Genomic DNA, 11,944 nt, shown 5'->3' with positions numbered 1-11,944 from the left:
TGATTCTGAAGTTGCTGAACCCACAAGCTTTTTGTCTTTGGATGTCTGGGACATGGATGAAGCCTCATTTCCGCCACTTTCATTATACTAATTTATCGGCAGAAACTGTCTCATACTTGGCTGAGATATAGGGCTTCATAGTCATAAAGAGTCTCGTTGCCGCGGGCATCAATATCCTTGATTTTGTAACCATTCAGATATTCCATACGGTGGATGCCACTCTCGGGATCGTCAGACCCGCTCAGTAATCGCGATTGACCGTCAGCCTCTCTGATTATAGCTCATAAAAGATCCTCATAAAATTCTGCGACGATTTTATGTGCATCTTCAAGACTTAGCCCAGCCATAGCCAATTCACTGACCATGGACGAAAACCCGTTTCGCCATTCGTCTGGGGGAAATGGAAGATTCTTTGGCAATTCATGTGTCGACCAAAACTCAAACACATCGACGAGCACTTCTTTTGTTTCTTTGACATTGAGACTGGTTTGAACGAGAAGGTAAAGATCTACGAAATCCTTTATCCTGGAGTTTCCGTTCTTTCTTGGCCTTGTATAAGCGTGAACTTTTTCCGCAAAATGCTGCTCGGCTGTAATTCCTTCCATCTCGAACTGCTGTCCGCTAAGAGGGGGAATAACAGGAGTTTTTCGGACAGATGCAATTCTCGTTTCAATGTCTTCCATTGCAAGGTCGACATGAAAATCTTCAAACGTTTTACCGCCCAATATAAGTTTTACTGGAAATCTTGCGCCACCCCCTCCCCCATCAATTTCTCTTGATGCTTCGCCAAAATTGAAGCTGAAGAGGTCGTGCTCGCCCAAAGGATCTTCGACGGCGTCTGCAAGTGTCCTCCTCATGAACATCGCCATGGATTCGAAGGAATCAAAAATTTTCTTCATGCGCATCAGAAGGTCCAGATCCAGAGTTGTTCTTCCTGTCACTATCCGCAGTTCCATAAGATAACCGCCTTTCAGAATAAAGACTCCGGGAGCATTCTGGCAAAGCCGATTGATTAGCATGTCAAACGCAAAATGTTTTCGAAGAGCCGAAGGATGAAGACCCTTTTCTTCTGCCTCTTTTTTCAATTCAGCCTTTATTTTATCAGCCATAGCGCCGGGAGTACGTCTTTTTTCTTTCAAAGAGACTCCTCCCACAATGCAAACAATTTCAGGATATCAGCATCATCCTTGCGACGAAGATTCTGATCCACTTTCTTCTTGGTTATTTTGCCTTCGTTTCTGGCCCTTACATAAGCACGCCTAACCTCTTCCGGATCTTTGTCGTACGTGGTCAAAAGATCCAGCAACGTCTGCATAGGAGTGGTTACAGGAAGCCCTTCATCAGATTGGGTTGAGTCTATGGTGTCAAAGCTTGGCACCCTGCGTAGCGTTACCGAAAATGGTGGTTGAGTTGAGCGTCGAGCATCAGACTCTATCAAACCATAAATGCGGATTGGCAGGAAATCGCCAACGCCCATGAGGAGCGCTGCCGTTTCGCCGGAATAAATGATCCCCTCTGTGCCGTCACGGCGTAAAAAATAGAGCCGAAGAATGTGAAGTTCATCGAAAGAGCTGCTTGATGCACAAAGTTTATGACGATAGATGCCACGCGCGACCTTTTCCCATTTAACCCCCTCCAATCGTCTATGATTTTGTCTGTAAAAGCCATGAGCCTCGGCTTGCTTGGTTGTAAAATATCCTCCTTGAGCGCATGCAAGTTCAAAGAGTTCCTTTTCCTTTTCGAAATTCTTTATTTTGCTTTTGTCCATTGAGCGCTTCCTAATGTAGAAATCAGGCTGGCGACGGTTTAGTAGCCCACGCTGGCGCCGCACAATAATTGTAATCATTTTGATTACAATTGCTACTTTTATAGTTCTGGGTAACATCTCTTTATTACAGAAACTATTTACAGTAGTATTTGTAATCATTTTGATTACAATTATAAGGCTTCGATATTACTCTAATTTTATTGCAGTGTAGCATAACGAAAAAAATTCCAACTCTATATCACCCCATCAAACATCAAGCCATATTGACTCGGAAGATTAGAGTGGATCAGCGATCGGAACTCAACAAGCAAAGCCTTGACGAAATGAACCGCTAAAATGGGTGTAAGCTGCATTCCGCCACCCAGCCAACAAAAATGAAAATGATTTCATAGAGATTTTGCCGGTAACTACGCGGCGAATGCCTGAATATATTTCGAGAACTGGCGTAGTACAGCGAAAGACGGCCACAGACTTCACTTGGAGGGATGAGCCTGCCCGTTTGCAAAGACCAAAGGATTGAAATTGGCAGGATAGATTCAATTTAATTCTGGAAGAATCTCAGAGGTATGGTCGGCCCGAACCGTCCCGTGACCTTCCGCATCCTCGATCGATTCAGCTGATTCAATCCGTAGTAACCCATGGTCTTTTTAATTCGATAGATGTCCGATTGCGTGAGAACATTCCCCTGCGCGTCATAGGTCTGCGCCCTGCAATGTGAAAAGTATGACGTTCTGTGAGCTTCCTAACTGTTTCCATGTCATCGCTCGGGTCTTCATTGATTATTCTATGGGTACGCGAATCCAAAGGAAAATGAAGTAAGAGTTCCATCGTCACTAAATATATACTTTGCCACATACTCCGGCATATTCTTTTCTCGCAAAAATTTGCTCTTAGAATGGACAACTTTTACATTTATAACGCGGCTATTTAAATTTTCTTTTATTCGCAATTTCGAAACTACAACACCATATTTCTGGCCAAGAGATATTCCATTGTTTGTAGTCAGCCGCTCAAGCTTAACGGAACCAACCTTATCACCCTTGCACTCGCTTTTATCGACTTTAGCAACGTCTATCTGCATCACTTGGCCATATGATGCCCCTTCGAAAAATGAAAATCTCGCAACTTCTGAAAGGGATTGATTGCAGATTTTTTCAAGGCTATTAGTCTTTTTACTCGTTTGCATGTTTAGCAGTTTCAAGGCTTTAGAATAAGATTTTTCATCTGCCAGCTTTATGCCGGAAATTTCTACATCAATATAGTCATTCGCATAGCACGACTCCATGAGAAGTAACCAAAGCGGCAAGGAAGCTAGTTTAGAATAAGATCTATAGTTCATAAACATGGCTAAAAATCCAATTAAGGTAATGCTCACAAAAAAAGATTTTCGATGAACTTTCCGATCGATGACCTTTTGTCTTTTTTAGGACGGAGCACATTTGAAGCTTTAATTTTTTTCAATTCCGGAGTCTTTACTATTTCTTCTCTCGGCTTTAAGAAGCTAGCAGCATCCTTTTTGATTACTTGGAGCAGGTCAGGCTTATGCTTCTTCATTTTTTCAAGAAACTCTTTCGTATTTTCAGCTTTAAGTCCGATGCAGCCTTGAGTTCCTAAATATTGGCCACCATCGGGATGAATACCGAGAGCATTTCTATCCGTCTTAAAAAGTGGCTCTATTGGAATAAAATAACAGTTTCCTGCAGGATCGCAAAATGCTCCGGCCTGATCCTCCTTGGTCTTTTCTCGAATGCCATCAGTATCAATGGTATAAGTCCCTTCAGGAAGCACGCCGTTTCCCCAAGGTCCAGATACAGCATCCCAACTTTCTATCTTTCCACCAGAATCAGTGTATATTGTGACGGTCTTTGTCTCCGTCTCATATATAACGAATTCTAATCCCAAGTAATCTATGTTAATCAAAGGTCTGTTTGCAACATATCCCCACAAATTGCATTCGACTGGCCTTTCCAGACATTTCTCGGGTGCTTCCATAAACCACGGATCCTTGCTCACAAACCTTCCCATCCCTGACTCATAATATCTTGCTCCGAAATACAACAGCCCGGTATTGGGGTCATGCTCCTGTGAGGTGAAAATCATCCGGTTCTGAGTACTTCCTGACTGCTCGTAGATATCACCCCATGGGCTTGTTCGATAGCTTGCCTTGATAGAGCCGCCTGCATCAGTAAGAGCCGAGGCTGTTCCAAGAGTCGCCTGATGGTAATACTCGAACCCACCAGCCGATTTGATCGAGATAGGTGCCGTGTCGAGCCCATAGGAATAGCGAAGGGCATCGGAGCCGATGGTTTCTTCAACAACGTTGATACCATAGGACGTGACATCACCACGGTCACTCCCTTCGTGACGGACACGCATGCCATCGAAGTTGTAGTCATACATCCCGAGCAGAGTGTTCCCTTCTTTCGAAAGTGACATCCCATCACGGCTGTCAAAGTGGAATTCCTGCGTAACGCCGGGCTTGGTCAGGCGGATACGGTTGCCGTTGGCATCGTACTGGTTGATTTCCGCAGCATTGGTGACCATGCTGCGCTTTTCCAAAAGGCGGTTGTGACGATCGTAGGCGTAGGCCCAGTTTTCAGTGACAGCGCCACCGACTTCGACCTTTTCCGTGAGACGGTTATGAGCGCCATCATAGGTATACGTGATGGTTTTGTTGCCCTCGGTGTAGCCCGTGAGGCGATCCTGGCTGTCATGAGTGTAGGTCGTGGTCAGGTTCTCCTGGCCGACGAGGCCTTTCTGGAACTCGATCTGTTTGGAGCGGTTGCCGTTGCGGTCGTACTCGTAGGTGAAGCTGACCAGGGTCTCCGTGCCTTTTTTCGTGATGATCGAAAGGGTCTGCCCGGCGGGATCGTAGGTATAGGCGTTCTGCGTTCCGTTCGGATGGGTTTCCGTCTTCACGCGACCGTTCGGGTGGTAGTCATAGCCGGTGGTCTGCCCGTCAGTGCTGACCGATTCAAGACGGCTTTTTGCATCAAATGTGTAAATGCTGGTGCCGTTTCCTGTGCCGACACGGGTCCGGTTGCTGCGGTTGTCATATTGGAATCCGATGGCCTTCCCACGTTCGGTCTTGCTGATCATCCGGCCCCAGAGATCGTAATCCATAGTCGTGACATCAGTGAAGGATGAGCCCGACGGATTGAGCTTGGTTTCCCGAACTTCCGTGAGATCCCCATTGGGATTATAATTCCGGGTTTCGCTCACGCCCCGATAGAATTGGCCGGTGACACCTGCATATGTGCGGCTCTTTTCCCGGTTTAAGGCATCGTAGGTGAAGGAGGTCTGCTGGCCTTTGGCATCCGTCTTACGAATAAGGTTCAGCTCGTCATCATAGGCAAAGGTGGTGACAAAGGCCGTGGCATCATCATAAACCTGCTCAATTTTTGTGCGTTTGTTGAGCTTGTTATAGGTGTAGCGGAAAAGGGCACGGACCTGCTCATTCCCAGGTTTGGAAGGATCCTGAATGGGACCGAGCATGCTCGCAAGGTTGTCGTTGCCATCATAGGTGAACTCCTGCGCAGCTCCATCCGGCTGTTTGATCGCTATCAGTCGCTTCAATTCATCCCTTATTTTAAGGGTCTTCCCGCCCAGAGGCGTGGTTGTCCCGCTTTCCTCACCATGGATGTCATGCGTGAACTGGGTTGCTTCATTGTTGGCATTGGTGATGGACTTGATCCGGCCATCCGCAAACCACGCCCGGGTGGTCTTGAAATTGGATTCATCGAAGCTGTCGACAAGGCGTCCGCCGGCATCAAAGGTGTACCGCTTTTTGCTCCCGTCCGCGTAACGTTCCTCGGTGACCTGTTCGTCCTGATCATAAACCCTGACCACCCGATGGTTGTCACCGTCGACCGTGGCTTCCACACGTCCTGTGGCCTCAATCTCATATTCCTGCCGTGAAATCATGATGGCAGGACCACCGCTGGTCATGGGTTTGGTCCGGGTCAAAACCCGATTCAGAGCATCGTAAGTCAGCGTAGTAGCCGCTCCACGCCGATCCGTTTCCGTCAGCATATTGCCCACACCATCATAGGTGCGGGTGGTCGTTTGATCCAAAGCGTCCGTTTCCGACAGGATGCGATTCAGAGCATCGTAAGTTTTTTTACTGACCCGACCCAGGCGGTCGATCATCACAGCTTCATTGGCGCTGGCATCATAAGACTTCCGGGCCGTTTTGCCATTCGCATCAATACTGGCAACCATCCGGTTCAAGGCATCGTAGGCAAAGCTCGTGGTATTGCCACGGGCGTCCACAATCGAGGTCTGATTCCCCACAGCATCATAAGCATGCGTCACGGTCCTCTCAATCGGGGTTCCCACGCCTTCACGGGTTGTCAGAAGCCGTCCAATTGCATCATACGAATACTCAGTCACAATACTTGTAGGACCTTCGGTGGCCCCGGCCCAGCTTTTCTTCTGTCTGATCATTCGGCCCATGGACAAAATTCTTCATACCCCTTCCGATTGAAGTATTGGAACTCATCAAGGCACAATAATATATCCTGCTTCAGCCAGGAGAGCTATAAAAAAAGGCATTTGAGCAAGCCTCGCGGAAGGGAGAACCAAAGCATATCTCTGGATTAAAGAACATCATCATTAGCAGAAGCCATGAGTGACTACCATCGTAGAGATCACTTTAGAGTCGACCGAAGCAGGGGGGGCGAGGCTATACCCATGTGCATGGGTTCTCACAGCTCGAACACAATGAAGAGCTGACACACGTTGCGGAGCCGGTTTTTAAGTGGCTTCTGGGCAAGATCTACGAGGAGCCGTTGAGGCTGACTGCGGCCAAGGATAGACTGTTATCTAGCAAGGCCTGCTAGACTTTTTGATGCTACCTTCCTCCAAAAGGCAGGTGATCTCCCAATCCCAACGGTCTTCTCGCGTCGTCCGGGAAAACGGAAAGAATCAGACGTTCGATAAAAACAGATTTTGATCGATATGGAAAATCAATCCGCAGGGCCAGGGAGTTCCCTGGCTCTTGGATTTATTGAGGGCCTTGTATCTCGTCAGAGATTATCTACAAAGCCCGACAGAAAGCGATACCACTCGCATCAGCATAAACTCTTGAGCAATAAGAGCTGCCTTATATCAGATAACTTTTAACTTTCGAAACAGGGAGATGCGAAAAACTTAGAAATAGTTTTCGCCGAGAGCGTCATTCAGAAGGATGTTCAATTCCTGCTGTGTCTCTGCAATGAAGGTTATATATTCAGGGCCACATTGCTTCGTATAATAGCATTCATCATAAATCACGAAAGACAATTGAGCCTGGTTCGTGAGATCGCCGTTGGATTTCAATACCTTCTCTACATCGATTTTCTTCTCAATACAGGGGTTGGGCCCCTTCTCAGCTGCCAGATCAATATGGCGACAGCTGCTGTTTTTTAGAATCTTGCCGGATGGAGTCTCGGTCTCTTCGGTGACCACACTTGTCATCGTTGCATTGCTGAACCATCTTTCAAGTGTCGCCAGGATTCCCTCCTGCGATTGTGGTTGCTTGGTATTTTTAATTGGCTGCTTAACACTGGGCCCCTTCTGTTGCACCTTCTGTTTCGCTTGCTTGTTGCGCTGATTCTTATTGGCAATCGTTGTGTGACCGATGCCGCTGCCAGGTTCCACGGGGTTGACCATGCCACCGCATGTTGGTTCAGCACAACCATGATCAGGTTCGCCTGGCCCGCCGCCAGATGAGAAAGCGATCAATCCAGCGCTTTCATAGGGGATTCGGCTCCCCGTGACCTCGACTTTTTCATCCGCCTGCGCATAGATTGTTGATGCAGAGAGAGCGAGCATGATCGACAGACTTAGATTTTGCATTGACATCTCCATAATGAATTTAACGCAAGACCAACCTGCGGTGTCGAATGAGTTGATGAATGAAAACAATCAGCGCGGTGATGCTGATCAGAACGTATCCGGTGAGCAAATGGTCATGATCGACGATCCATGGCCGCCAATGCTCGCGAGTATTGTTTAGAAAATGCAGCATGATTGCAGCCCGCAACCCGAGCATCAGATAAGTGGCTGCGGCTATGAGCCCGAAGATGAAGGTCGCCGCCACCGCCGGGGCTGGATAGATATCTGCATGATTGAGAGCGAAGATCGCAGCAGAGAGAATAATAGCCCACGGCTTTCGCATGATCAGCATCAGCCCTCCCAGCACACCCACGCGAAAGATGATCTCTTCCACGATGGGCGCTATCAGAATGGGCGAGAGATTGCCCAGGATGCTGCGATGCTCGCTCCAGCGATGGATCTCTTTCGATTCTTCAATGGCCGGCAGGACCTCGGGGCTGAATAGCGCTGCAAGATGCTCAATCGCGGTCCCGCTCAAGCCATAGAATGCGAGTGCCCCCAGCAGGAAGAGAAATACGCTGCCATATTCAAGCGGAGAATGCTCGGGTTCATGCGGCTTTATTTTACCTATCGCCGCGATGGCCCAGATCGCCACAACATTCAGTGCAAACCAGGAGGCATGCAGGCAATAGATGGGCGACGGATGCCAGCCGGACAGCTGTATCAGTTTGCTGCATATCAGGGTTGCAGCAATGATTGTGAGCATAATCAGCTGATTTTTCTTCATTTCACGGCTCTCCTTGATATGGAATGGATACGAGCTGAAATGTATTGCCCACACGACGCCCTCGTCAACAGGTTGCTTTCGCTCAAATGCAATATATGCGTCCCATGGTGATATAGCTAAAATTAATCATATGGATATCATTGGAATCTGTTGAACCCCGACTGGAAAAAGGGCTGTGGCCCCGTGGGGCTTCAAGCGGAATTGCAATTCGTTTGGTGGGAAACGGGGGGCTGGAATTATGCATCCTGCTCCCAAAATCACCTCGAGTTGCTCAGCAGAAAAACCATTCTCATTCTGACCTAACTCATCAATTTCGAGAGAAAAGTGATATTTATACGTGTTCAACAAGATGAGCTGAGATTATGATTGTCATGGCGGGAAATCAAAGCATATTAAGAGGTTCGGGCAGAATTATCATCGCGGCTATGAAGTTGATAACCGTGGTAAAAGAAAAGGTGGGAAATGCGTATGTCTGAAAAAATCGAGCTATTGGCTGGATATATAGAGCGATGGATTGCGGCAAATTCCCGACGAAATATTGCCCTCTTGTCGAGGTTGTCGGGAGTCCCATATCCAACGATTCGACGGATCATGCAGAAGGAAAGTGTCCCAAATATTGAGACCGCAATGTCCATACTTAATACAGTCGCGACTCTTCAGGAAACCATTTCTTATTTTGATGACAATGCTTCAATCCAGGACTTTTATGCGCGCGTGACCACTAACAAGGAGCTTGTCACTGATCCAGACACCATCGGACGTCTACTCAAGCGCGAAAGTTTCTGGATCATAGTTCTTGCTCTAACTGTTGGTGCCACAGCTTCCAGAGTCGAAAAGCTTCTCGGCACTTTCGGGCTTTCTGAATTTACCGCGATGATTGAGGAAGGCTTCCTGCACGAGGAAAGCCGGGATGTCTACAGAACTGATTCGCAAAGATTGCTTCAGTATATCGAAAGCAAGAAAGTCGGTGAGGAAGCAGCCAAGCATATCGCGGAGCTTCCTATACGCCATGATGGCTTAAAGAGGTTTCTTGCCTTCAATGTTAATATGGAAACGTTCGTTCAGATGAAGAAGAAGATGCAGGATTGCTTTGCTGAGCTTGATGAAATGGGCAGAAAGAATCCTGGCAATATGTTGATAGCAGGGTCGTTTGTAGTGACGCGCGTTTTTGATGACGAGGGGGCCTAACCAATGAACAAGACTACTCTACTATTCGGCGGCTTCCTCTTGTCGGGGACAACCTTCGCTGGCGGCATATCTGGCGGTTCCGGCGTTGGAGCGGTGCTTACGATTGATGAAAACATTTTGATGAGTGCGCTCCCCAAGATCGAGATTGATTCCGATGTTTTTCGACGTGCCAATGCAAGGCTGAGCACATTCAATGAAGCCCCTGTGACCACGCCTGATAATGACACTATCCTGGTAAAGAAAAAGTTTTCTCGACTCGTGGACACGAAAGAAACAATGGAAATCATCGAGAAGAATCCATCTCTGTGATCTGCTGCATGAGATAAGAAACGAAGAGCGGGTCCTGAACCCGCTCGTAGGTGATGGTTTTGTTGTCCTCGGTGTAGCCTGTGAGTTGATCCTGGCTGTCATGAATGTAAGTTGTGCTCAGGTTTTCCTTGCTTAGGAGACCCTTCTGGAATTGGATCTGTTTGGAGCAGTTTCCACTGCGGCCCTGGCTATCAAAAAGAATTCCTGCGTAACGCTAGGCTTGCTAAGCAATTTATGATTGCCGTTGGCGTCGCACTAGCTTGCAGTTGTGGCAGCATTCCTCTCACATATCCATCAAATTCAGTCTATCGGCGCAATCAATTCTTACATTTTTTATTTCAACAAACTTTAAAGCATCTTTGTCTAGTTTCCACTTTTTTTCGAGCGTTATCCAATCGACGCCAGGCTTTGTCTTACTGATTCCAAAAATTGTTTCATCTTGCTCACGTTTACCTTTTTTATTTTGAAAACAAACTTTATAAAAATTTTCACGATTTACCTTAATGGACAGGACATCCTTGATAAACTCTTTACCTGTCTTCGAGTCGGGAATTATTATGAGCAGCGTCATCACTCCACAATTATAGGATGAAAGAAGATACACAGGGTATGTTTCCGAGCCAAACCGATTTGAATCAACCTCTTGCTCCTGTGGAAATCCTGTAAACTCGTCGCCAACTTTTAGGATTTTTGATTTAGAGCATAACTTTCCGTTTGCCAATGCAATACTTGACATCGAAATCAAGCTAGTGATGAACAACAAAATTGCGTTTATTTTCATAATTTAATCTATCCACGTTTTTGAAAATTCATCATCAACAAGGTTTCCAGAATTCCTATCAATAGCGTCCAGATATACCCGTTCGCTCGTCCTGCGGTGCCAAGAGCTGTTTACAGTCATAATTTCATTGTTCAACCACTTAATTCTGTCTGACAGCGTTGCCCCAGTCTCCTTCATATTTAAATAGTATGGGTTATCCATCACCATATCCCTGATGGCTTTATTCTCTGAAGCAATTTTTTCATAAATTTCTCTTTCAGAGCTTGGTAAGTTATATTTGTCGGTAATATTAGCGATGGCCTTGTTTCCTGCTCGTATCGACCTCAGGATATCCTTGATTTTTTGAAGTTGCTGACGCTCATGATTCAACTGCTCGGCATAGAAGTGTAGAGGACTGACAACGCTTCCGTTTCCTTCAGGAATGGTTGGATTCAAGCGAATTTCAAAATGTAGGTGAGAGATGATATTTTGGTCTGAAATGCCATCCCTGCCACTACTCGCCACAGGCATTCCATTCGTAATTTTTGACGAGTAAGTTACTTTATAGGCTGATAAATGTGCATATAGAGAATAGTATGTCCTTGCTTTGCAATCCTTATGTTCGAGAACGAGGACACGTCCGTATCCTCCATGGGTTGCCATTTTTTTGACGGAACCTTTGTCAAACGCTAACACATCAGTACCAACGCCTGCCCTTATATCAAAACCACGATGTGCCCTACCAATACGCGGTCCGAAATCACCCGAAAACTTGTTTCCATAATAGGGAGTAGGTTCAAAGTCTCCACCTGAAATTGGCCACGTAACATAACCAGAGTAATCTCGACTATTCGTCGGCCTTGCCATCACATACCCCCACATGTTGCACTCAACAGGCGATTTAAGGCATTTCCCAGGAGCCTCCATAAACAATGGATCCTTGCTCACAAATCTCCCCAACCCAGGCTCATAATATCTCGCACCAAAGTAAACCAGTCCTGCATTTGGATCATGCTCTTGAGATGTGAAGATCATGCGATTGAGAGAGTTCCCGGACTGGTCTCCTATATCGCCCCATGGACCCGTGCGATAGCTGACCTTGATACTGCCACCGGAATCAGTCATGGCGCTGGTCGTGCGCAGCTTCGCCTGATGGTAATACTCCAAACCACCAGCGCAAGCTGTTCCTGGCTCAATGAAGACTTAAGGGGCACCCTGATCATGATTTGAGTCTGAGAATCAGCGACGGGATGGACGACTTTCCATCCTCCGCTTGTACTGAATGCTTGAGGCGCTGCGGCAGCAATAATACCGC

General features: G+C 46.9%; 10 protein-coding genes. 2 read left to right on the top strand and 8 right to left on the bottom strand.

Annotated elements, in window-relative coordinates:
* Positions 1 to 281: 281 nt before the first annotated feature.
* From VE954_RS21895 to VE954_RS21870, 6 genes are all read right to left on the bottom strand, one after another.
* Positions 282 to 1,139, bottom strand: coding sequence for a nucleotidyl transferase AbiEii/AbiGii toxin family protein (locus VE954_RS21895; protein ID WP_324956755.1), 858 nt, complete (start codon positions 1,137 to 1,139; stop codon positions 282 to 284).
* Positions 1,136 to 1,768, bottom strand: a complete 633-nt coding sequence (locus VE954_RS21890; RefSeq protein ID WP_324956753.1) for a type IV toxin-antitoxin system AbiEi family antitoxin domain-containing protein — start codon at positions 1,766 to 1,768, stop codon at positions 1,136 to 1,138. Before VE954_RS21890 ends, VE954_RS21895 begins: the two co-directional genes overlap by 4 nt.
* Positions 1,769 to 2,552: 784 nt before the next feature.
* Positions 2,553 to 3,113, bottom strand: coding sequence for a hypothetical protein (locus tag VE954_RS21885; protein ID WP_324956751.1), 561 nt, complete (start codon positions 3,111 to 3,113; stop codon positions 2,553 to 2,555).
* A gap of 26 nt (positions 3,114 to 3,139) precedes the next feature.
* Positions 3,140 to 6,223: an RHS repeat-associated core domain-containing protein gene (locus VE954_RS21880; protein WP_324956749.1), complete on the bottom strand. Its 3,084-nt coding sequence runs from the start codon at positions 6,221 to 6,223 to the stop codon at positions 3,140 to 3,142.
* Positions 6,224 to 6,919: 696 nt separating this feature from the next.
* Positions 6,920 to 7,606: a hypothetical protein gene (locus VE954_RS21875; protein ID WP_324956747.1), complete on the bottom strand. Its 687-nt coding sequence runs from the start codon at positions 7,604 to 7,606 to the stop codon at positions 6,920 to 6,922.
* 19 nt (positions 7,607 to 7,625) lie between these two features.
* Positions 7,626 to 8,372, bottom strand: a complete 747-nt coding sequence (locus tag VE954_RS21870) for a type II CAAX endopeptidase family protein (RefSeq protein ID WP_324956745.1) — start codon at positions 8,370 to 8,372, stop codon at positions 7,626 to 7,628.
* 468 nt (positions 8,373 to 8,840) lie between these two features.
* Here VE954_RS21870 and VE954_RS21865 point away from each other — a divergent pair, with 468 nt between their 5' ends.
* Both VE954_RS21865 and VE954_RS21860 read left to right on the top strand, forming a co-directional pair.
* Positions 8,841 to 9,560: a hypothetical protein gene (locus VE954_RS21865; RefSeq protein ID WP_324956743.1), complete on the top strand. Its 720-nt coding sequence runs from the start codon at positions 8,841 to 8,843 to the stop codon at positions 9,558 to 9,560.
* Between the two features lie 3 nt (positions 9,561 to 9,563).
* A complete protein-coding gene (locus VE954_RS21860) occupies positions 9,564 to 9,869 on the top strand; it encodes a hypothetical protein (RefSeq protein WP_324956741.1) in 306 nt (101 codons plus the stop codon).
* A 283-nt stretch (positions 9,870 to 10,152) separates the two neighbouring features.
* On the opposite strand, the gene VE954_RS21855 is transcribed toward VE954_RS21860, so the two are convergent.
* Positions 10,153 to 10,650: a hypothetical protein gene (locus tag VE954_RS21855; RefSeq protein ID WP_324956739.1), complete on the bottom strand. Its 498-nt coding sequence runs from the start codon at positions 10,648 to 10,650 to the stop codon at positions 10,153 to 10,155.
* A gap of 3 nt (positions 10,651 to 10,653) precedes the next feature.
* Complete coding sequence (locus VE954_RS21850; protein WP_324956737.1) at positions 10,654 to 11,754, bottom strand: peptidoglycan DD-metalloendopeptidase family protein; 1,101 nt, start codon at positions 11,752 to 11,754, stop codon at positions 10,654 to 10,656.
* Between the last annotated feature and the right edge of the window lie 190 nt (positions 11,755 to 11,944).

Source organism: Oligoflexus sp. (genome assembly GCF_035638955.1).
In the GTDB taxonomy this organism is placed as follows: Bacteria; Bdellovibrionota_B; Oligoflexia; order Oligoflexales; family Oligoflexaceae; genus Oligoflexus.
The sequence above is the reverse complement of the archived record's forward strand: the minus strand, read 5'-3'. Positions and strand labels throughout refer to the sequence as shown.

Bases quoted from the DNA above. Each gene is read 5' to 3' on its own strand.
- VE954_RS21890 (WP_324956753.1), bottom strand. From the start codon at position 1,768: ATGGACAAAAGCAAAATAAAGAATTTCGAAAAGGAAAAGGAACTCTTT.
- VE954_RS21885 (WP_324956751.1), bottom strand. From the start codon at position 3,113: ATGTTTATGAACTATAGATCTTATTCTAAACTAGCTTCCTTGCCGCTT.
- VE954_RS21880 (WP_324956749.1), bottom strand. From the start codon at position 6,223: ATGGGCCGAATGATCAGACAGAAGAAAAGCTGGGCCGGGGCCACCGAA.
- VE954_RS21875 (WP_324956747.1), bottom strand. From the start codon at position 7,606: ATGCAAAATCTAAGTCTGTCGATCATGCTCGCTCTCTCTGCATCAACA.
- VE954_RS21870 (WP_324956745.1), bottom strand. From the start codon at position 8,372: ATGAAGAAAAATCAGCTGATTATGCTCACAATCATTGCTGCAACCCTG.
- VE954_RS21865 (WP_324956743.1), top strand. From the start codon at position 8,841: ATGTCTGAAAAAATCGAGCTATTGGCTGGATATATAGAGCGATGGATT.
- VE954_RS21860 (WP_324956741.1), top strand. From the start codon at position 9,564: ATGAACAAGACTACTCTACTATTCGGCGGCTTCCTCTTGTCGGGGACA.
- VE954_RS21855 (WP_324956739.1), bottom strand. From the start codon at position 10,650: ATGAAAATAAACGCAATTTTGTTGTTCATCACTAGCTTGATTTCGATG.
- VE954_RS21850 (WP_324956737.1), bottom strand. From the start codon at position 11,754: ATGACTGATTCCGGTGGCAGTATCAAGGTCAGCTATCGCACGGGTCCA.